Annotated in this window: 25 protein-coding genes; 6 read left to right on the top strand and 19 right to left on the bottom strand. The window is 42.1% G+C overall.

The window, feature by feature from the left end:
* Positions 1-74 precede the first annotated feature (74 nt).
* The gene (locus tag H8Z82_RS02115) at positions 75-1,451 is read left to right on the top strand and encodes an NCS2 family permease (RefSeq protein ID WP_022380052.1); all 1,377 of its coding nucleotides are present in this window, start codon (positions 75-77) and stop codon (positions 1,449-1,451) included.
* Between the two features lie 14 nt (positions 1,452-1,465).
* On the opposite strand, the gene H8Z82_RS02110 is transcribed toward H8Z82_RS02115, so the two are convergent.
* The gene (locus tag H8Z82_RS02110; RefSeq protein ID WP_186994093.1) at positions 1,466-1,612 is read right to left on the bottom strand and encodes a hypothetical protein; all 147 of its coding nucleotides are present in this window, start codon (positions 1,610-1,612) and stop codon (positions 1,466-1,468) included.
* Positions 1,613-1,673: 61 nt separating this feature from the next.
* On the opposite strand from H8Z82_RS02110, the gene H8Z82_RS02105 reads away from it, so the two are divergent.
* Complete coding sequence (locus tag H8Z82_RS02105) at positions 1,674-2,573, top strand: DMT family transporter (protein ID WP_186994186.1); 900 nt, start codon at positions 1,674-1,676, stop codon at positions 2,571-2,573.
* Between the two features lie 55 nt (positions 2,574-2,628).
* On the opposite strand, the gene H8Z82_RS02100 is transcribed toward H8Z82_RS02105, so the two are convergent.
* From H8Z82_RS02100 to H8Z82_RS02090, 3 genes are all read right to left on the bottom strand, one after another.
* Positions 2,629-3,009 carry a metal-dependent transcriptional regulator gene (locus H8Z82_RS02100; RefSeq protein WP_186994092.1) on the bottom strand — a complete coding sequence of 127 codons (381 nt, stop codon included), beginning with the start codon at positions 3,007-3,009 and terminating at the stop codon, positions 2,629-2,631.
* Between the two features lie 98 nt (positions 3,010-3,107).
* Positions 3,108-3,812, bottom strand: a complete 705-nt coding sequence (deoD, locus tag H8Z82_RS02095; RefSeq protein WP_019160692.1) for a purine-nucleoside phosphorylase — start codon at positions 3,810-3,812, stop codon at positions 3,108-3,110.
* 102 nt (positions 3,813-3,914) lie between these two features.
* Entirely contained in the window at positions 3,915-5,219 is a 1,305-nt protein-coding gene (locus H8Z82_RS02090; protein ID WP_019160691.1) for an amidohydrolase family protein, read from the bottom strand.
* A gap of 108 nt (positions 5,220-5,327) precedes the next feature.
* On the opposite strand from H8Z82_RS02090, the gene H8Z82_RS02085 reads away from it, so the two are divergent.
* On the top strand, positions 5,328-6,227 hold the full coding sequence (locus H8Z82_RS02085) for a PfkB family carbohydrate kinase (RefSeq protein WP_186994091.1): 900 nt from the start codon (positions 5,328-5,330) through the stop codon (positions 6,225-6,227).
* 96 nt (positions 6,228-6,323) lie between these two features.
* On the opposite strand, the gene H8Z82_RS02080 is transcribed toward H8Z82_RS02085, so the two are convergent.
* The 5 genes from H8Z82_RS02080 to H8Z82_RS02060 form a co-directional block, all read right to left on the bottom strand.
* The gene (locus H8Z82_RS02080; protein ID WP_186994090.1) at positions 6,324-7,244 is read right to left on the bottom strand and encodes an ABC transporter permease; all 921 of its coding nucleotides are present in this window, start codon (positions 7,242-7,244) and stop codon (positions 6,324-6,326) included.
* A 2-nt stretch (positions 7,245-7,246) separates the two neighbouring features.
* The gene (locus H8Z82_RS02075) at positions 7,247-8,311 is read right to left on the bottom strand and encodes an ABC transporter permease (RefSeq protein ID WP_019160688.1); all 1,065 of its coding nucleotides are present in this window, start codon (positions 8,309-8,311) and stop codon (positions 7,247-7,249) included.
* Positions 8,304-9,857 (bottom strand): ABC transporter ATP-binding protein, encoded by a 1,554-nt coding sequence (locus tag H8Z82_RS02070; protein WP_019160687.1) that lies wholly within the window; start codon positions 9,855-9,857, stop codon positions 8,304-8,306. The genes H8Z82_RS02075 and H8Z82_RS02070 overlap by 8 nt, the downstream gene beginning before the upstream one ends.
* Before the next feature lie 137 nt (positions 9,858-9,994).
* The gene (locus tag H8Z82_RS02065) at positions 9,995-11,125 is read right to left on the bottom strand and encodes a BMP family lipoprotein (protein WP_019160686.1); all 1,131 of its coding nucleotides are present in this window, start codon (positions 11,123-11,125) and stop codon (positions 9,995-9,997) included.
* Between the two features lie 20 nt (positions 11,126-11,145).
* Positions 11,146-12,558 (bottom strand): ADP-ribosylglycohydrolase family protein, encoded by a 1,413-nt coding sequence (locus H8Z82_RS02060; RefSeq protein ID WP_243176372.1) that lies wholly within the window; start codon positions 12,556-12,558, stop codon positions 11,146-11,148.
* Between the two features lie 281 nt (positions 12,559-12,839).
* On the opposite strand from H8Z82_RS02060, the gene H8Z82_RS02055 reads away from it, so the two are divergent.
* A complete protein-coding gene (locus tag H8Z82_RS02055) occupies positions 12,840-13,262 on the top strand; it encodes a DMT family transporter (RefSeq protein ID WP_173744113.1) in 423 nt (140 codons plus the stop codon).
* A 13-nt stretch (positions 13,263-13,275) separates the two neighbouring features.
* A complete protein-coding gene (locus tag H8Z82_RS02050; protein WP_186994089.1) occupies positions 13,276-13,716 on the top strand; it encodes a DMT family transporter in 441 nt (146 codons plus the stop codon).
* A gap of 97 nt (positions 13,717-13,813) precedes the next feature.
* Here H8Z82_RS02050 and H8Z82_RS02045 read toward each other — a convergent pair whose 3' ends face one another.
* A complete protein-coding gene (locus tag H8Z82_RS02045; protein WP_186994088.1) occupies positions 13,814-14,413 on the bottom strand; it encodes an NAD(P)H-dependent oxidoreductase in 600 nt (199 codons plus the stop codon).
* A 2-nt stretch (positions 14,414-14,415) separates the two neighbouring features.
* A complete protein-coding gene (locus H8Z82_RS02040; protein WP_186994087.1) occupies positions 14,416-15,174 on the bottom strand; it encodes an RNA polymerase sigma factor RpoD in 759 nt (252 codons plus the stop codon).
* A gap of 194 nt (positions 15,175-15,368) precedes the next feature.
* Here H8Z82_RS02040 and H8Z82_RS02035 point away from each other — a divergent pair, with 194 nt between their 5' ends.
* Complete coding sequence (locus tag H8Z82_RS02035; protein WP_019160680.1) at positions 15,369-15,692, top strand: hypothetical protein; 324 nt, start codon at positions 15,369-15,371, stop codon at positions 15,690-15,692.
* A gap of 19 nt (positions 15,693-15,711) precedes the next feature.
* Here H8Z82_RS02035 and H8Z82_RS02030 read toward each other — a convergent pair whose 3' ends face one another.
* The 8 genes from H8Z82_RS02030 to H8Z82_RS01995 all read right to left on the bottom strand — a co-directional run bounded on the left by H8Z82_RS02030 (position 15,712) and on the right by H8Z82_RS01995 (position 21,254).
* On the bottom strand, positions 15,712-16,494 hold the full coding sequence (locus H8Z82_RS02030) for a ZIP family metal transporter (RefSeq protein WP_186994086.1): 783 nt from the start codon (positions 16,492-16,494) through the stop codon (positions 15,712-15,714).
* Positions 16,495-16,629: 135 nt separating this feature from the next.
* Positions 16,630-17,028: a CHY zinc finger protein gene (locus H8Z82_RS02025; RefSeq protein ID WP_019160678.1), complete on the bottom strand. Its 399-nt coding sequence runs from the start codon at positions 17,026-17,028 to the stop codon at positions 16,630-16,632.
* A complete protein-coding gene (locus H8Z82_RS02020; protein ID WP_022381192.1) occupies positions 17,012-17,596 on the bottom strand; it encodes a biotin transporter BioY in 585 nt (194 codons plus the stop codon). Before H8Z82_RS02020 ends, H8Z82_RS02025 begins: the two co-directional genes overlap by 17 nt.
* A gap of 242 nt (positions 17,597-17,838) precedes the next feature.
* Entirely contained in the window at positions 17,839-18,633 is a 795-nt protein-coding gene (locus H8Z82_RS02015; RefSeq protein ID WP_019160668.1) for a hypothetical protein, read from the bottom strand.
* Complete coding sequence (locus H8Z82_RS02010) at positions 18,630-19,169, bottom strand: RNA polymerase sigma factor (protein WP_186994085.1); 540 nt, start codon at positions 19,167-19,169, stop codon at positions 18,630-18,632. Before H8Z82_RS02010 ends, H8Z82_RS02015 begins: the two co-directional genes overlap by 4 nt.
* A gap of 214 nt (positions 19,170-19,383) precedes the next feature.
* Entirely contained in the window at positions 19,384-19,788 is a 405-nt protein-coding gene (locus H8Z82_RS02005; RefSeq protein WP_019160666.1) for a HEPN domain-containing protein, read from the bottom strand.
* A complete protein-coding gene (locus H8Z82_RS02000; RefSeq protein ID WP_019160665.1) occupies positions 19,781-20,116 on the bottom strand; it encodes a nucleotidyltransferase domain-containing protein in 336 nt (111 codons plus the stop codon). Before H8Z82_RS02000 ends, H8Z82_RS02005 begins: the two co-directional genes overlap by 8 nt.
* A 319-nt stretch (positions 20,117-20,435) precedes the next feature.
* Positions 20,436-21,254: a TrmH family RNA methyltransferase gene (locus H8Z82_RS01995; protein WP_186994084.1), complete on the bottom strand. Its 819-nt coding sequence runs from the start codon at positions 21,252-21,254 to the stop codon at positions 20,436-20,438.
* Positions 21,255-21,420: the final 166 nt, after the last annotated feature.

The following is a 21,420-nucleotide window of genomic DNA, read 5'->3' as shown; positions in this document are numbered from 1 at the left end:
GTGTTTTTTCAGGATGATTAACTGAGACACCGCAAAACAGCCGGCAATTTTTAAAATCAAAAGGGAGAAAGATTATGAATCTTGACAAATTATTCCATCTCAAAGAGAACCACACAGATGTAAAGACCGAAGTTATGGCAGGTATTACAACATTCATGACAATGGCATACATTCTGGCTGTAAACCCAAACATTCTGGAAGCATCCGGTATGGACAGAGGTGCTGTTTTTACAGCGACCGCACTGTCATCCTTTATTGCCACCTGTCTGATGGCTGCGCTTTCTAATTATCCATTCGTTCTTGCACCTGGCATGGGCCTGAATGCCTACTTTGCCTACACTGTTGTTCTTGGCATGGGTTACAGCTGGCAGCAGGCACTGGCAGCTGTATTTGTAGAGGGTATTATTTTTATCCTGTTATCTCTGACCAATGTGCGTGAGGCAATTTTCAATGCGATCCCAATGAACCTGAAACATGCAGTATCTGTTGGTATCGGACTGTTTATTGCTTTCATCGGACTGCAGAATGCTAAGATCGTAGTTAACAACGACTCCACTCTGGTAAGTGTATTTTCCTTTAAATCCTCCGTTTCCGGCGGAACCTTCAATACAGAAGGAATTACAGTTCTTCTGGCGCTGATTGGACTTCTCATCACCGCCATCCTTCTTGTTAAGAGTGTAAAAGGAAACATTCTCTGGGGTATCCTGATCACATGGGGACTTGGCATTATCTGTCAGTTGACAGGACTTTACAAACCTGATCCTGCAGCCGGCTGGTTCAGCCTCCTGCCTGATTTTTCAAACGGAATCTCCATTCCAAGCATGGCTCCCACATTTATGAAAATGGACTTCTCCATTGTCTTCACACTTGATTTCGTAGTCATTATGTTTGCATTCCTGTTTGTAGATATGTTCGATACACTTGGAACACTGATCGGTGTTGCTTCCAAAGCTGATATGCTTGACAAAGAAGGCAAACTTCCAAACATCAAAGGTGCTCTTCTTTCTGACGCAGTAGGAACTACAGTAGGTGCTATGTGTGGTACTTCCACAGTTACTACTTTCGTAGAGAGTGCTTCCGGTGTTGCTGAAGGCGGACGTACAGGACTTACTTCCCTGATAGCAGCCATCCTCTTCGGATTATCACTGCTGTTATCCCCGATTTTCCTGGCAATCCCGTCCTTTGCCACAGCACCGGCTCTGATCATCGTTGGATTCCTGATGCTCACATCAGTAACCAAGATTGATTTCAACGACCTGACGGAAGCCATCCCAGCATTTATCGCGATCATCGCAATGCCATTCCTGTACAGCATTTCTGAAGGTATCTCCATGGGTGTTATCTCCTATGTGATCATCAACGTTGTTACAGGTAAAGCAAAAGAAAAGAAGATCAGTGTACTGATGTATGTGCTTGCTGTACTGTTCATTCTGAAATATATCTTTATCTGATCCTGAATAAACAGTCAGACACTTACAATTCCATATTTGAAAAAGAAGTCTCCTGCAGAGGCTTCTTTTTGATTTCCCGAAATTGCATTCATGGAATTACTACAATAATCTTCTTTCCCTTTCCACATCTGTATTGTATAATTATGAAGGCGTTTATTCATTTTTGTCTTATCCGCTTATACATCATCAGGAAGGATTATTTACATCATGCAAAAACAACAGATACCTTTAAAAAATTCACTGCTTCTGCTCCTCACGGCAACTGTATGGGGAATCGCATTTGTCGCTCAGAGCGTGGGAATGGATTATGTGGGTGGCTTCACCTTTAATGCAGCCCGTTCCCTGATCGGATCCGCAGTTTTAGTTCCATTGATCTTTGTCTTTGGGCAGAAAAACAGCTCCGGCGCTCCATCCTCTGATACATCAGTCTCACCTTCACAGAATCGAAAAGAGCTGATCGCCGGCGGCATTATCTGCGGTATTTTCCTCTGCCTGGCAAGTAATTTTCAACAGTTCGGCATTAAATATACAACTGTAGGAAAGGCAGGTTTTATCACTGCCTGTTATATTGTGATCGTGCCAGTGCTCGGACTGTTCCTCGGAAAAAAATGCAGCAAACTCATATGGGCTGCTGTTGCAATGGCTCTGGTCGGTCTTTATCTTCTGTGCATTACAGATGGTTTCTCCATCGGAAAAGGTGATATGCTCGTACTTATATGTGCATTTTTATTTTCTGCACACATACTGGTCATTGATTACTTTTCACCAAAAACAGACGGCATAAAGCTTTCCTGCATTCAGTTCCTGACCTGCGGAATCCTCTCCGGCATTCCTGCACTAATATTCGAACATCCGGATTTTTCTTCCATTCTTTCCGCATGGAAGCCAGTCCTCTATGCAGGTGTCATGTCCTGCGGTGTGGGCTACACTCTTCAGGTCATCGGACAGAAGAACATGAATCCGACTGTGGCATCCCTGATCCTCAGCCTGGAATCCTGCATCTCTGTCCTGGCCGGATGGATTATCCTCGGTCAGAGACTAAGTACAAAAGAAATCCTTGGATGCGTCATTATGTTTGCCGCAATTATCCTCGCCCAGCTCCCACAGAAACAAAGCGCATAATAAACAGTGGCTGTTCCGTACATTACTACGAAACAGCCACTGTTTTTCTGCATTTTTATTCCACTTCGCCACTTTCTCTGAGGAAGTGCTCCTTTATTTTAGCAAAGGTTTCATCACTCAGGTCATGTTCAATCTTACATGCATCCTCCTTCGCAACCTCAGGACTCACCCCAAGACGCTCCAGCATCTTACTCAGCACAGTATGTCTCTCATAGATATGCTCTGCAATCTGAGTTCCTTTATCAAGCAATGTCACCGTACCATAACGGTCCATGGCAATATAACCATCCTCACGAAGCAGCTTCATCGCATGACTTACACTCGGTTTTGATACCCCAAGCATCGTTGCAATATCAATAGAACGAACTCCGCCTCCCTGTTTGGACAACACTAAGATGGCCTCTAAATAATCCTCCGCCGACTTTCTGATCTGCATTCAAAATACCTCCCATGCTGTTTTGATATTAACACAATATGGGGAATTTTTCAATCGCTCTTCTTGAGAACAGTCGTCATTTAGCGTCTGTATTGATATCAGATTCCCAACGCAATTTCCATCATCTTATTAAAGGATGTCTGTCTGGCTTCTGCTGAAATGGCCTCATCTCTGAAAATATGGTCAGAGATTGTCAGAATTCCCAGAGCCTGCTTTCCTGCTCTCGCTGCATTCATAAACAATGCTGCACACTCCATCTCCGCGCAGAGAACTCCCATTTTCCTCCATGCAGCAGATGAATCCGGATCATCACTGTAAAATACATCAGATGAAACTACAGATCCTACATGAACCGGAGTTCCCTGCTCTTTGGCAACTTCTACTGCCTTTGCCACCAATTCATAGCTTGCAGTAGGAGCAAAAGTTCCCGGCAGTTTGTACTGGCTTCCATAATTGGAATCTGTGCATGCACTCATGGCAATCACCACATCCATCACATTTACATCATCCTGCAGAGCTCCTGCAGAACCAATACGGATAATCTGCTCCACATCATAGAAATTGTACAGCTCATAGCTGTAAATGCCCATAGACGGCATACCCATACCGCCTCCCATTACAGAAACCTGCTGTCCCTTATAAGTTCCTGTATATCCAAACATATTTCTCACGGTGTTAAAGCACACCGGATTCTCCAGATAAGTTTCTGCAATAAACTTAGCACGAAGAGGATCTCCCGGCATCAGAACCTTTTTTGCAATATCACCTTTTTTTGCAGTATTGTGTGGTGTTGGAATAGACATAATATTTCCTCCTTTAGTTTATTTTTATCACATTATTTCTGGTCAATATACTAAGTATATTTTACCGCATTTTATTCAATCTTACAAACAAAATTTCATTTGTCAATAAGCAACCTGCGCTTTTCCTTTTCCGCGCTCTAACAGAGCTTTCTGCAATCGGACAGCTTCTTGCGTCAGAGTTTTGGTATCTATTTTCAGCTTTCCGTTATATTTCAGAAATTCCCCGGCAACCATTGTATATTTTACATTCTGGCTGTTACTGCTGTAGAGAATAGCCGAAATCGGGCTGTAGAATGGAAAAGTATCCGGCTGATACAGATCCCAGATCACAAGATCTGCAGGAGCCCCTTCTTTCAGTCTGCCACTTCCAAAAGGAAACGCCTGATGGCTTGCCATAAGATGCTGCCATATTTCTGTTGCTGTATAAGCTGCTGAATTTCTCTCCTGATATTTTCCCATCAGGCCAAACAACCTTGCCTGTTCCACAGGATTTAACGTATTTGAACTTGCCGCTCCGTCTGTACCAAAACCATAATTCAATTGTTTATAATAATCGAAGAATCCACCCTTACCGGAAGCCAGCTTCATATACGTTTTGGGGCAGAAAGCAAACCAGGTATCATCCCGCAGGTATTTCAGATCCTCTTCCTCGATCCAAAGTCCATGACCGATCAGCACCTTACAGTCAAATCCCCCTGCTTCATAAAGAATTCCAAAAGGAGTCAGCCCTGTCTCTTCTCTGGCCTTCTCCACCTGCACATCCTCCTCTGATACATGGAGATGGATAGGCAGATTCAGTTCCTTTGCTACATCAATGATTTCTTTCAGCGTAGGTGATGGGCAGGTATAATTGGCATGGGGTCCCATATGGAAAGAAATCCTGTCTGAATCGTTTCTGTGTTCCTGGATAAATGCTTTTACCTGTGCCAGCCGCTCATGGAAATCCGGCGTCATCCCAAACAAGGTTGGCGCCAGGTCTCCCCTGATCCCAGTCTCCTTTACAGCCTTCAGCACCTGTTCTTCTCCAAAATAATGATCTGCAAAAACAGTTACCCCATTATTGATCATTTCTGCGATTCCCATCAGGGTTCCCACATAAATATCCTCATCTGTCATCTTGCTCTCATATGGCCATATCATTTCATTAAACCAGGCATCTGCCGTAACATCCTCAGCAATTCCCTTAAAGATATTCATGGCAGTATGGGTATGCAGATTTGCCAGTCCCGGACTGACATAATATTTACTGCAATCAATTGTCTCATCCGCATGAATGGATTCTGTATCCTCTGCTGCAGGCAGAATTTTCAGAATTTTCCCTTCCTGCACATATATATTCTGATTCAAAATGCAATTTGCTTCTTCATCCAAAAGCCCTGCATTTTTTAATAAAATTGTTTTCTCCATGATGAAATCATCCTTTCTATATTGCCAGTAAACCCGGATTGTGATAGCATATTCTCCGTAAGTCAGAAGAAAAATATTTTTAATTTTGACCACTTTAAAGGAGCTATCATGAAAAAAGTACTGATTATCGGATCTACTGTTGTAGATATTATTGTAAACCTTGTTGATTCTTTACCTAAAACAGGAGAGGACGTCCACATCCGCAGCCAACACATGTCCCTGGGAGGATGTGCCTATAATGTCTCGGACTCTGTCCGCCATTTCCAGGTTCCCTATATCCTCTTTTCCCCTGTAGGACAGGGAGTATACGGTCACTTTGTCAGGGAAGAGCTGAAGAAACGCGGGATTTCAAGCCCCATTCCATCCCCAAGTACAGAGAATGGATGCTGCTACTGTTTCGTAGAAAAAAGCGGGGAAAGAAGCTTTGTCTCCTACCATGGCGCAGAATATCTTTTTGAAAAAAGCTGGTTCGACCTGATAGATGTGTCTGAAATCGATTCTGTATATATCTGTGGTCTGGAAATTGAAGAAAAAACCGGCATCAACATTGTTGAATTTCTGGAAAAAAATCCCCAGCTCACTGTATTCTTTGCCCCCGGTCCAAGACTTACAGTCATTGATCCTGCACTTACAGAACGAATCTATAAACTCTCTCCTGTCCTCCACCTTAACGAAACAGAAGCCCTCGAGGTAAGCGGTGAAACAGATATCAGCAAAGCAGGTGCTTATTTATACCGAAAAACCCACAATACTGTAATCATCACCCTGGGTGAGAAAGGCTGCTATTATTACAACGGAAAAAAAGAAGAGATCATTGCCCCCATTCCTACCATCCAGGCAGATACCATCGGAGCCGGAGATTCCCACATTGGATCTGTGATCGCCTGTCTGAAAAAGGGAGACAGCATCCCGATTGCCATATCCAAGGCCAACCGTGTTTCTTCTGCTGTGGTTGCCACATCTTCCGCGCTTCTGCCGGATGAAGACTTCCGGCGACTGAATATTTAGAGTTCAATACACATCAGGCAGAGTCCGCCATTCGCAGCTCTGCCTGTAATTTTTTTATAATTTATTGTAACTGCAGATGTACCGGACAGTTACCTTCTATTTTCCACTGAGGCGTTCTTTTTTCTTCTTCTGTCCATAATAATAAACTCCCAAACCTACCAGAGTCGTAAGATATGGTACCATCAGGATAATCTCATAAGGCATCAGTGAAGTCAGCTGCATAACATTTGCAACTGCCTGGGCAAGGCCAAAAAGTAAGGATACCAGGAAACCTCCAACAGGAGTATCACCACCCATACTGGATGCAGCCAGTGCAATAAAGCCTCGTCCACCGGACATATCTTTGGTAAACATATTCATATAACCGCCGGAAAGATAAAATCCTCCCATAGAAGCCAGTACACCACTAAGGATCAGCGCAATATACTTAATCTTTCTGGAACTGATTCCTACCGATTCCGCTGCATTTTTATTTTCTCCTACTGCACGGATTGCCAGACCAAGAGGCGTCTTATACAAAAACAGATGAAGCAGGATCACAGCCAGAATCGCCAACCAGGTCAGTACATTCTGCCCGGAAAGTACACTTCCGATAAAAGGAATCTTCTCAATCAGCGGCAGGGTAACCGTAGGTGCCGATACACTTCGGATTGAGGAAGAAACACCTCTGTCTCCCGAAAAAGCAACCATGATCAAAACCGTACCGCCTGTTGCCGTCAGGTTAATGGCAATCGCTGCCAGGATTTCATCCGTCTTCAGATTCAGGATAAAGAATGCCAGGATCATACCAATCAAACCGCCAATAACCATTGTGATCAGAAGTCCCAGCCACGCACTATGGGTAAGGGATGAAAAGATTACCCCAAACAATGCAGAGAATAACATAATACCCTCAAGTGCCATGTTACAGATACCGGATTTGGCTGCAATCGCAGATGCCAGTGTGGCAAACAGAATCGGAGTTGCAGATCTTAAAATCGTAGAAAAGAAATCCGGTGATAAAATTGCTTTCCACATACTTATGCCACCTCCTCATCTTTCAGTGCTGCCTTTGCCTCTTTGGCAATGATCTTATGTTTATACTTACTCAGGAATTGTTCTGCCACAACCAGAAGAATGATAATACCCTGGGTGATCTGTACAATTTCCAGTGTTACATCTGTTCTCCGGGCCATAATGGAAGCACCGGTACGCAGATAAGCAAGAAACAGCGCTGCAAAAGGTGTATACAGCGGATTTTTCTTTGCAAGAGTACAGATAATGATCGCATCCCATCCATATCCCAGAAGTGAAGTCCATGTAAATCTGCTGTAAATCGGGCTGAGCATTTCCACTCCACCACCAAGACCTGCCACAAAACCACCAAGGATCTGAGAAAGTACAATAACCTTTACGATATTCACTCCTGAATATCTGGCAAATTCTTCATTCTCACCTGCCAGACGAAGTTCATATCCCATTTTGGTCCTGTACAGAAACAAATATCCAAGCACTGCCACTGCAATAGCAATGATAAAGCCCAGATGTACACGGGTTCCCTGGATCAGTACCGGAAGCTCAGATGCTTCGCTCAGCTTATAGGAAGCAGCACTTGCCTTTGGATCTCCGATTACATTGTTAAGCATATAGTTTCCAAAATACAGCGCAATGTAGTTGATCATCAGAGAGGAAACCATCTCGGATGCTGTAGTCGTAATCTTCATAATAGCAGGGATTACAGTAAATAAAGCACCTGCCAGACCAGCGCAGACCAGGGCTGCAAAAGGAGATACAAAACCTGCAGTCACTTTAATGGCAATACAGGAAGCAATCAGACCTCCAATATGAAAAGCACCCTCTCCAGCCAGGTTGATCTGGTTTGCAGAAAACATAATACATACACCGGTTCCCGTAAAGATCAGCGGAATCATAGATTCCACCACATTCCCCATACTTCGCTTATTAGTCAGCGGACCAATAAGCAAATATTTAATAGCCTCCAGCGGCTGATCACTTACCATGAAGATAATTACAAAAGAGATGGCAAGCGCGATCAGAACTGACATGATCGTTCTGATAATATCAAATCTTTTTGCACTATTCATAAGTCACGCCCTCCAGTACATCATCATGCTTGATTCCCAGCATATGCTGTCCAAGCTCTTCCTCTGTCACTTTCTCCACATCTGTAAAGAAACCGGCAAATTTTCCTTTGTACATAACTGCCAGTCTGTCACTAAGAGAAAAGATCTCTGTAAGGTCTGCCGAAATCAGGATGACTGCGCAGCCTGCATCGCGAAATTCCAGAAGTCTTTTACGGATAAAAGCAGCCGCACCTACATCAATACCACGGGTTGGCTGGTTTGCAATAATAATATCCGGTCCTGTAGAAAATTCTCTGGCAACAATTACTTTCTGAATATTTCCTCCGGAAAGCATACCCACATTCTGTTTTCTGGATTTACATTTCACCATATATTCTCTGATCAGCTCATCACTGCGCTTTTCAATTGCTTTTTTCTTTAAAAACAATCTACCGGAATAAGCTGTATCTTTGTACTGATTGGAAAACATGTTTTCCTGAATAGAAAGATTACCTGCACAGCCGGAAGTCATACGGTCTTCAGGAATATGGGCCAGCTTCAATGCCCTGATTCCTTCGATGGAAGTGTTCGCAATATCCTCCCCCTTGATCCTGATCTCACCTTTGTATTTCTTGTTCAGGCCGGTAAGGGTATCGATCAGCTCACTCTGTCCGTTTCCCTCCACACCGGCAATTCCCAGAATCTCTCCACCCTTTACATCAAAGGAAAGATCATCCACTTTCAGCACACCCTGGGAATTATGCACAGTAAGATTACGGACTTTTACAAATATATCATCCGTAAGATGCTGTTCATTCTTATCAAATGTCAGAGATACCTCACGGCCAACCATCAGTCTGGACATTTCCTGTGTAGTAATATCCTTCACCTCATAGGTTCCCATGCTTCGTCCATTTCTCATAATAGTTGCACGGTCACAGATCTTTTTGATTTCATCAAGTTTATGAGAAATAAAAATAATCGTATGTCCCTTATCCTTCAGTTTCACAAGCTGGACAAAAAGCTCATCTGTTTCCTGCGGAGTAAGCACTGCCGTAGGTTCATCCAAAATCAAAATTTCCGCCCCTCTGTAAAGAGCTTTCAGAATTTCTACCTTCTGCTTAATACCTACCGGTATTTCCTCCACCCTCTGATTAACATCAAGGTCAAAATTATACTCCTCTGCAATATCCTGAGCAGCCTTTACAGCTTTATCCATATCAATAAACAAGCCTTTCTTCGGCGCAACACCCAGAATAATATTTTGTGCCACTGTCAGAGAGGGTACCAGCATGAAATGCTGATGTACCATTCCAATCCCTTTACTGATAGCCTCCTGTGGAGATTTTATTGTTGTTTTCTGACCATTCAGAATAATATCACCCTGATCCGGTGCTTCCAGGCCAAAAAGCACTTTCATCAATGTACTTTTTCCGGCACCGTTTTCTCCTAGAAGTGCATGGATTTCTCCTTTTCGGAGCTCAAGGGATACATCTTCATTGGCAACCACACCATTTCCATAAATTTTCATAATGTGGTTCATCTGTAAAACCGTCTGATTATCCAATCGACTCACCTCATCTCACATTAATGTTTATATTTCGGTTAAACACAGAGTGCGCATCATGCTTTACATGATGCGCACCTTTGCAATCCACATCTATACGGATGAACCGCTACTGTTCACTTTTTTTGTAGTAACGATCAGCCTACTTTTGCAGAATCGATCAGAGCCTTGATATCATCCTCGCTCATTGCATCATCGCCAAGAGCTGTAGGAACTGTAATCTTTCCATCAATGATCTGCTGTTTCAGATCCTCAATCTTTGTACGAATCTCTTCCGGAACAACTTCTTTATAGTGATCATCCTCTACCAGCTCTACACCACCGTCAGAAAGTCCCAGATACTCCAGAGTACCATATGGAAGCTCACCATCCATATCCTCTTTAATAGCGCGGATCAGGGAATTACCTACATTCTTCAATGCAGAGGTAGGAATATTAGCTGCGTAATCCGGCAGAACTGCTGCCTGGTCAGAGTCAACACCAAAAGCATATCTCTTTGCATCTACTGCTGCCTCGATCTGTCCAAGACCTGCACTTCCTGCTACGTTAAATCCAACGTCAGCACCATTCTGATACTGAGTAAGAGCCATATCTTTTCCTGCAGCAGAGTCATAGAAGTTTCCTACATATGCCAGAGCCACCTGTGTATCAGCATCTACATCCTTTGCACCCTGAATGTATCCAACCAGGAAGTCATTGATAACAGAGTTCTCCATACCACCCAGGAAACCAATAATCTTGTTGGATGGGTCGATCATGTCCAGAGACTCATCTGTAGTCATCATAGCAGCCATAGCACCGATCAGATAAGATACCTCATTCTGTTTGTACATTACATTATATACATTATCCTCTCCGCCTGTGCTGAAATCAAAAGCTTCATCAAAGAAGATAAACTTCTGATCCGGATAATCTGCTGCCGCATTGGTCAGCGCATCCAGCATCTGATAAGTTCCACAGATAATTACATCGTAAGAACCATCATCACAGTAATCATACATGGTAGGCTCCCATTTTGCTTCATCAGCGGAAGTAGCACCCATCTGCTCAACCTTGAATGTAAACTTATCATCGCCCAGCTCTTCCTGAAGTGCTTCCAGACCTGCATTTGCAGAATCATAGAAAGATTTGTCACCCAGAGTTCCGTTCAGAAGCAGTGCTGCCTTATATGGTTCACCATCTTCCTTTGCCATAACCGGAACTGTTACCAGTCCTGTGGAAAGGATCATTGCTGCTGTAAGAGTTGCTGCTACCAATTTTTTCTTCATATTATAGTTCCTCCTTTTTCTCATACATGCCCGGTATTCTGCGCTCCAGCCCTGCAGATACTGTCTACGGTTTCCTGAACCAGTTCCTCCAGAGAGATTTCACGGTATTTACCTCTCATATAAGTCTCCAGCTTCTCAAAAGCCGGATGGAGCAGTTCAGAGGGAATAGTCTGGATTCCCTGTTGGATTGCCAGAAGCGGCATAATCATTCCCGCATTGCAGTCTACATCAATACCGCACATAGTAATGATGTGAAGAGTTTCACGGAAATCACCGTTTCCATATATTAATGCAATGATCTCACAACAGGCATTGGGATATGCATGGATCCAGTTGTAGGTATGATATCTGTCCATACACGCCTTCAGTGCATCCTGCCAGCTGTCACAGCGCATACAACACTCATACGCATATGAGATCACTGAATAATATTCACTTTTTTTCGGGATCATATCAATAGAAGCTTTTACTACGCTGTGAATATCTGTATTCACAAATGCAAGTGAGGTCATCACAGCATTAAAAACCTCTCCCAAAATTCCATTGTTTGCATGGGAAACTTCTCCATCCCGCCATGCAAGTCTCGCTGCCATATAAGGATTACCCGGTGCTGCCATTCCGCATATTCCGGCTCTCATCTGAGCACCGATCCATTCATTGAACGGATTGCAGTGGGTACCACTTTCCGGAGGGAAAATACCGCTTTTGATATTCCGGATAGCCAACTCCTCTGCTGACCAGCCACAGGGGATAAATCCTACCCACCTGAGTGCAATATCCTCCGCTGTAACTTCATATCCCTTCTCCGAAAAAGCATCCAGAAATGCCAGTTCAAAAGTAATATCATCATTGTAAGTATTTGGTTCCCGCAGATAACCTGTCACGTCCCCAAAGGCCTTCTGCAAATTCTCACTGGTATAACCCTCCACCATGGTTCCCATAGCTCCGCCAACCAGCTGTGCCAGCCATCCGGCACGGATCTTTTCTTTAAAATCTTCTGTGGAAGTATCAACTGCTACGGCATCCGGAAAGCTTACTTCCTTCTCATACTCCTCAAAAGAATGATAATATTTGTATTTCCAGTATTCTGAGTTTTCATCCTTTTGGGCATTCATCAGCTCTCTTCGTAAAAGTGCTGATAATTGATGGAGCTTCACAAAATCCTGCTCCTGATGTGCTGCAAGTCCCTGCTCCAGAAACCTGTATCCAGCCTCGCTGACCTGATAGCCCCTGTTCTCAAGTGCCTGAACAGCTGCCACCATAATCTTCTCAGGTGCCCCTGATCCCGGTACATTACTGCCCCAATCCAAAGACAGATTATCATCATAGAATTTGGATACATCTACGTTATCCGTCCAGGTCTGCTCCTCCTCCGATCGTACCACCGGTCTGGCTTCACGAAAAATCCGTTGTGCTTTTTCCCAGGCTTTCATATCTTTCTCCTTTATCCATGACAGATACTGATCAGACATCAATGGCAAATAATGCTCTGATCCTCTTCGTTTCTGTACATACAATTATAATTCAGTTCTTTTATTGTACCTTATTTCAAATAAAATTTCCACCCATTTCTCTCAAAATATAAAAATAAAACAAATTCTTCACCTGTTTTTCCATAATCTTCAAAATATTATATAGGTTCTGCCAAAAGAATTGTAAGAAAAACAGTTTTCCTGTATAATGTTGTGTGATAACAATTTGAGGAGGAATTTTTATGTACGCTTTGTTTACCCTTCTGGCCGGTGCCTGTCAGTCTGCCATGGGCAGCCTGAACCGCATGCTCACCGATTATGTGGGAATGTTTGGTATGAGCCTTGTGGTTCATGCAGTAGGCGGAATTTTACTTATTCTGTATATGAAACTATTTGTTCATGAGAAACTGAAAATCAGCGGAATGCCCTGGTATCTCTATTCTGCCGGTTTTTTTGGAATTTTTCTGGTTGTCACTTCCAGTTACTGTATCGGTGTTTTGGGTGTCTCGGTGGTAACCTGTCTTTCTGTAACCGGTCAGTTGGTGATTTCTGCAGTGATCGATCATTTCGGATGGTTTGGTGTACCCAGAATTCCTTTTAACCTGAAACGTTTACCCTGCTTTGCACTGATCCTTGCAGGGCTGATCATTATCACTCTTTCATGAAAGGACATTAATCATGGCATTTATATTAACTCTCGCATTCATAAACGGATGTGCCACCGTTGTTTCCAAAATGATCAATTATCGGTGTACAAAATATCTTGGAACCAACAATGGTTCTCTGGTGAACTACGTGGTGGCTTCGGTCTTATCCTTTATTTTACTGGCAATATCCTCAAAATTTTCTATTAACCTATATTCTTTTAGCCAGGCTCCCTGGTGGGCCTATCTGGGCGGAGCCTTCGGGATCGTGGCATTTATTATTTCCATGATCACACTCTCTCATCTGAAAGTTATGGAATCCACCATTCTTTTACTGACAGGACAGCTTACTGCCGGAATTTTGTTTGACGCCTTTATGTTCCATAATATTAATCTAAAGAAGCTTCTGGGAATCCTTCTGGTAGCTGCCGGAATCATCTGGGATAACAAAATTTCCCATATGCCTGAAAAGTAATTCTCTTTCCTGACAAAAAAAGATTTTCGCATGGCAAAGGAGTACTTTACTCTTATTTTCTTTCCATGTGAAAATCTTTTTTATTCATTTTATGATGTTAGTTCAGCATTCTGCTGATATGCGCAGTCTCTTCTATCGCTGCCTCCAGAATCTTCTCTCCATCCAATTCCTGGACATCAATTCCGTCTGCATACACACAATTATACTGATCAATCCCAAAAAACTGGCATAAAGCTTCCATATATCTGCTTCCAAGCTCCATATGGCTATCTGCCCAGATACCTCCACGGGTAGTAAGGAACAGCATCCACTGGCCCTTACAGATTCCATGCATACCGGATTCATCGCACTTAAAGGTAATACCATCTGCCGAAATATTTTCAATGTAAACCTTCAGCACTGCCGGTATACTCAGATCCCAGAACGGCGCTGCCACAACAATTCCATCTGCTTCCCGGAACTGATTTCCATACTGAAATACAGGAGCTGTATAATCCCTTTTCATCAAAAACTCATCCCTGGCCTTTAAGGTATCCGTTGTCCAATATTTTAAATCCATTTTGTTCAGATCCAGCACCTCAAACTTCCAGTCCGGATGCTGCACCTTCATAGTATCCAAGGCAGTCGTAAGTAATTTTCTGGTTCTGGATTCCTCCTGTCTGACACAGGCATCAATTACAAGAATCGTTTTTTTCATAATTATTTATCATCTCCTGTCAGTCTTAATACATCCCGGATTTCTTCCACATCCATATCCAGGATGATCGCCAGTTCCTCCACACTGAATTTAGATTTTTCATCCTCATCATCTTCTGTCAGTTCCCGCACTGCCGCTTCCAGCTTTTCTACTTTTGCCACCAGATAATCATCTTCGAATTTCTTCTGTGTCTGCTCCTCAATGGCCCGAAGGATTCCTGCGCGGATTCTTCCCAAAAGCCATTTTTCATCCTTGTGGTCATTCTCCTCGTCCAGAGCCATAAGCAGACTGACATTTGCTTCCTGGATCAGATCTGCCAGGAAAATCTCCTCACAATTCAATTCCGCTGCCATCTGTGCTGCTCTGGGCAGATATTTCTGAGAAAGCTCTGCTGCTGCCAGAGCATCTCCCTGATTCAACAGCCCGAAAAGCTCTTCTGTACTGCGCAGAACCTTTTTCTGTTCTTCCAGATTTTCCAGGTATTCCCTCAAATATTCTTCTTCCTCTGCAGTAAGCGGTACCTTTTTTTGCGTTTCCTCTGTTTCCGGTGTTTCCGGATCTACCGGTTTCTGAAGGGCTTCTGCCCCCTCAATGGAAATCCCCTGAAGCTTCAGGTACTGAAGAATTTTGATCAGTTGTGATTTGTCAAGATCCATGTCTCCAAAGCATTCCTTTATCTGCTCCGGCTTCAGTGCCTTACCATTTTCTTCACCAAGCTTACAGATTTCTGCCAGTTTTTCCTGAAATTTATTTATATCCATATAGTCTTCTCCTTGCCAGATCGTTAATCAAATTTATTGCCCTTATCTTATCACGAATCATTTTTTCACACAAGCCACAGGATTTATATGATCCCGCAAATTTTACAGAGATTTTTCATTAACGCGCATGTGTATTTTACAAACCATTTTTATAATAAAGTACATAAAATGAAAAAAAGAAAAGAGGAATCATTATGTATCAGACATTATGGAATTCTATTAATAAACAGGTAAAAAACTCACATGCTGCTGCAACTTTTCTGGCTGTTTCACTTATAAGCTGGACAACCATCGGTCTTCTGACAGGCTTTTTGATCTGCATGATCGGCGGTATGTCCTTTGTTACAAAGGTAACTGTTGTCCTTTGCAGCGGCGGATATACAGGACTGATCTTTGGGTTCTTTGGCGGTATTTTATATCTGTACCGAGCAGAACCACATCATTCAACCGACTCTGTCTCCTCACAGGTTTCCACTATTTCCAAAATATCTCTCAACGCCAAAACAGCTGCCCGGTAATAAATCGGACAGCTGTTTTTTATCCAAGCGCTACATCCAGAATCATCATCAGAGAGAATCCTACTGCGAAGAAAAGGGTTCCGATGTTGGAGTGTTCTCCGGCAGACATTTCGGGTATGAGTTCTTCCACTACTACATAGAGCATAGCTCCGGCAGCGAAGCTTAGAAGATATGGAAGTGCCGGGACAATGAGGCCGGCGGCAAGAATCGTAAGGACTGCACCGACAGGTTCTACAATCCCGGACAGGACTCCACCTGCGAAGGCTTTGGTTTTTCCCATTCCCTCAGAACGCAGGGGCATGGAGATAATAGCTCCCTCGGGGAAGTTCTGGATGGCAATCCCTATAGAGAGAGCCATTGCTCCCATTATAGTGATCTGAGTGTGACCTGTTAAATAGCCTGCGTATACGACTCCTACTGCCATTCCCTCCGGAATATTATGCAGAGTTACTGCAAGAACCAACATGGTAGTTCTCTGAAGTTTGCTCTTCGGACCTTCTGCCTTGTCACTGTTCTGGTGAAGATGCGGGATCATGTGATCCAGCAAGAGCAAAAAAAGCACCCCTATCCAAAATCCCACTGCTGCCGGTACAAATGAAAACTTCCCCAATCCGGAAGACTGTTCAATTGCCGGGATCAGCAGACTCCATATGGAAGCCGCAACCATAACTCCTGCTGCAAAGCCGGTAAGTGCCCTTTGGATCTGTTCATTCAGATTCTTCTTCATGAAAAATACGCAGGCAGCTCCTGCAGAAGTTCCAAGAAAAGGAATCAGAATTCCATAGAATACATTTATATCCATTGATTTATTCCTCCTGTTTTTATTTGTATGCAAATAAAAGAAATAGGTTCTTGTTATTTGTTTAGTTAGTTTATTCTAACTTTAATCAGTATATCAGATTTTTTGACAAATAAAAAGAGAATACAAAATTTTTTGCTATTTTGTATTCTCTGTATTTGTACAACAGAAATAAATATTCTCATGTAAACTGCATTTTGGATTAAATCCTGCATGGCAGTAAGGGCAGCTGCCTTTTTTGTATTCCTGAAGTGTAAGTTTCCTGCCGCAGTTTCCGCATAAAACAGGATAAGCTTCTTTCGGTGTTGTTGGGGCAAATGGATGATCTTCCAGTTCATCATGACAGGAATAGCATGCATAATATTTCCTGCATTTCGCACAGAGCAATGCGGCTATGTCAAGCTGTGTGTGATAATGTGTACACCGTCCTGCTTTATCAAGCCCGATTCCATGAATCTTTATGTTTTCCTGCTTTACCTGAGTATCTTTCGGCAGGCTACTTTTTAGCCTGTTACTGTTCTCAGCGGTTTCCTGCATTGTTAATTCCTTTTCTGATGGGAATTGCGATGAGAACTGCAAGAACTGTGATCACAATGTCCTTTGGAATAAATGCTGTTAAGGAGTATACTGCAATTGCCGGGATGCTCATGGAACCTCCCACAAAGTGCCACTGCAGACCACCGATTGTCTCAACGATCAGAAGTCCGATCAGTGCAAATCCGATTGAGATTGCAAGGTTCTTTGTCTTGTTCTCTGTTTTCGGACGGATTCCGCAAAGCCAGGTCATGATCGGCCATGCCCAGATGTATCCTCCGGTAACTCCTACAATGCTGCTGATTCCGCCTGAGAAATTAGCAAAGATCGGAAGACCGATGGCTCCTAACAAAACGTAAACCAGTGTTGCTGTAGTTCCAAGTCTGGAACCAAGTACTGCTCCTACAAGTGCTACGCCAAATACCTGAATGGTGATCGGTACACCGGTAGGCATTGGCAGTGAAATCTGTGATATTACTGCAAGAACTGCTGCAAACATACCAACCAGTACCATTTCTCTGGTTGTAAACTTTCTCTCTGCAGCAGGGCTTTTTGCATATGACTGACTCATAATAATACTCTCCTCTTTCCCTGTTGATGATTGGTTTTGACTTTCTTTTTATATCATAAGCGGGGAGGATTGTCAACCTATTTCTCTGTATTTGGTTTACATTTGTATTAAGTCGTATATAGTGTTGCTATTTCACCACTATCTGTAAATTATGACATATTATACATCAACTGCGATACAGGTATTTCCACAGCAGTTACAAAAAGATGGTGAACCGGAGTGAATTCACCATCTTTTTTTCTTTATCTTCTGTTATCAATAACCTCTCTCGCCATATCTGCAAGTTCACCGGCAGATAATTTTCCATCTATTTGCAGCAAACCATACTGGATGCCATCTTTATTCCAGTTAACGCTTTGAACCTGACTGACTTCAATCTGAGAAGCGCTGTCATCGTAACTGAATACAACTTTTCCACTGGCCTGGTCTTTTTTATCTTGTTCTGTCAATTCGTAATCATCCGATACCACTTTATTTATATAATGTACATAATACAGATTTGTTCCATTTACAGTGGCAATAATATCACCCGCCTGAGTAAGCTTTGAAGTAAACTTCTGCTGATCAAATGATACAATATCTCCATTTTTCTGATACTCAAAGGACACAGATTTAAACTTCTCAATTACATTTGCATTGTCATCCTTAAAACTGTTTTTTATAATGTTGCCCTTTTTGAAGCAGTACCCATTCTCAAATGTATCAATCAATACCGGTCTATACCCAATATCCTTTGTAACCTGTTCTACTGTTGGAAGAGATGTATAATCAGTACGTGATGCAGATGAACCTGTCCACACTGAAACCTTTCCTGTTGCCGCCACAGCAGTAACTCCAATTGTAAGTGTTGCAGCTATCAACAAAGGTAATATTTTCTTTTTTGATCTCATAGTCGTTTGTTTCCTTTCTGTATCTGCGAAGTCAAGTTTTGCATAAACTCTCTGTCTGACCTTCTCTGTGTCAATATCAAGAGCATTGCAGGATGTATCTGCCTGTTTTTGTATTCCCAATTCTTTAAGCAAATTTTTTCTTCTCATAATCTTTCCTCCGCATTCGATAACATTTTTCTGAGTTTTCTTTTTCCTCTTGAAAGTCTGGTCTTAACTGTAGAAATATTAAGTCCCATTGCTTTTGAAATGTCCTTGATTTTTTCATCAAATTTATACCGCCTTACAAAAATCTCGCTGTCAGGTTCGCCAAGACTCATAACTGTTTCCCACACATAATTATTGTGAAAATTCTCTTCAATGAAATCTTTTCCATCTGACAGTTCAATATCTTCAAGAACTGTATACTCCGTTTTTCTGTTTATCCGTTTCAGAGCAAAATTTCGGGCAACAGCAGCAAGATATGACCGTAATGTACCTTTCTGCAAATCTATCCTTTCAGCATTCTTCCAGAGTATAACAAACACGTCTGCCACAATTTCTTCAATATCCTCTTTCGGCAGTGCATTGCCGGCCATATGATACAAAACAGTACTCAAATACGGCGTATAAATTTGGATTGCTTCATCTATTGAGTTTTTTTCTCTGTTCCTGAGACGTTGCAAAAGCTCTGCTTCATCTGTCATATCAATCCTACTTTCTTTTTAATACTTTCAAAAATTAAAAGCTTTTAACCTTTACATTCTTATATATCCTGTCAAAGAACAAAAAGTTTCATTTTTAGTAAAAAATCCCTCGCAAATTGCGAGGGATTCACTAAATCTCCTATTGTACAAGTACTTTATTGCCAAGTGGATATGTTCAATATGCCTGTTAAATTACATATACCACATTTTCCAGTTAATATTGAATACTTTTATCTGCCAGATATTTTTCTATCTCATCAATAATAAGCTTCGCTGAATTATACTGATCTGTTGCATCTGTTAAAGACGCAACGTAAAAATCATCATAATCGCTGCTTTCTCTTTCCTGCTTTAGTCTGCCTAACTTTTTTCCCATTTCTCTTGAAAAAATCTCCGTTGCTACATAAGTTTTATTAAAATATGCAACCGCATCCTTATGGCGCTTAAAGTCGATCTCTTCTAAAGCTAATACTGCTTTTATTGCATAAAAGGCAGCGTAATAGCTACGATTTATTGAATCTTTATAATGCTGGCTTTCCAAACATAATGCAGCTACTCCTAATGTCTCTACAGCATTTCGAATGCGGTATATACATAAATCTTCTTTCTTATCATTCACTGATCACTACCCCCTCATCTCTCACATTCCGATAAAAAGGCAACGTATCAACCCAATATTCATACTGGTCTTCATTTTTAATGATAGGAGAAAACTCTATTCCTGTATTTATTTCAAATTCAAATGCAAGATCATAAATGTCATTCTTAACCAATCGAATTTCTTCATCAGACATTTTCACTAAAATCATAATATCTATATCAGAATTCTCCCGAAAGTCTCCTCTTGCATATGAGCCATATACGATAACCTTTGTCAGTTTATCGCCCAAAATATGTCTTAATTCTTGAGAAAATCTATATATGATATTCCTGATATTTTCTGGCATACAATCACTTCCTATATTAATATCCAATAAATTTGTACATTTACATATTAACATAAGTTTTTTGTTACATCAAGTTTCCCTTATCAGAAGTTCCCGACATAAATCTCAGAATTGATTACTTCATAATTGCCGGGATTTAAATACACACCCATTTCACACACCTGCTTTCCTGACGGATATTTTACGTTTACACTAACTATAAAAATTCCAGTGCAGTAAAATCTTTTATGTTCTACAGCACATAATAATGCGGAATAATATCCTCATAATGCCCATCCGTTTGCCTGCGCTACCTGTTCCAGTTCCGGAATTGTGAGCTTTACTTGTGTCCCAGCTCCCAGAATGCCACTGCACTTGCCGCTGCCACATTCAACGAATCTACTCCGTGGGACATTGGTATCTTTACTGTATAATCGCAGTCTGCGATGGTCTGTGATGCAAGACCGTCGCCTTCAGTTCCGAGAATAACTGCCAGTTTTTCTTCTGAACGGAGTGCTTTGTCATCAATTCCTACGGAATCGTCACGTAGAGCCATTGCCGCTGTTTTAAATCCCAGATTTTGCAGAATCTGCATTCCATCCTGTGGCCATACATTTTTTTTATTAAAGTATGTCCAGGGAATCTGGAATACGGTTCCCATGCTTACTCTGGCTGCACGTCGGTAAAGCGGGTCACTGCATCCGCCGGTCAGAAGTACTGCATCAATATGGAGAGCTGCTGCTGAGCGAAAAATAGCTCCGATATTTGTAGGGTTTACAACATTCTCAAGAACTGCTATGCGGCTGGCGTTTCTGCAGATTTCTTCTACAGATGGCAGTGAATTTCTGCGCATTGCGCAGAGCATTCCGCGAGTAAGAGCAAATCCGGTCAGCTTGACCAACAGTTCATATTCTGCAGTATAGACCGGCACATCCGGATATTGTTTCAGGATTTCCTGTGCCTCTCCTTCCAGATCTTTATGCTCCACCAGAAAAGAGATTGGCTGATATCCTGCCTTCAGGGCTCGCTCAATTACTTTCGGACTCTCCGCAATAAAAATTCCCGGTTCCGGTTCATAGTATCGTAAAAGCTGCACTTCAGATGTTCTGGCATATACATCCAGTTCCGGCGCAGCGAAATCTTTTATTTCATTCCACATAATAAAACCTCCAAACTGAGTAATCTTATCTTACATCATATTTGGGGTTTACACAAGAATTCCTTTCTCACTCGAAGCAGATGACTTCCCTGATTTATAGCAATGTTCATTGCTTTTGGCATAAGAAAATTTTATAATAAATTGTAACTATAGCAATTCCATAAAA

Origin of the sequence: Blautia difficilis (assembly GCF_014297245.1) — a bacterium.
GTDB classification, from domain to species: Bacteria; Bacillota; Clostridia; order Lachnospirales; family Lachnospiraceae; genus Blautia_A; species Blautia_A difficilis.
This window is presented reverse-complemented; position numbering and strand designations above follow the sequence as displayed.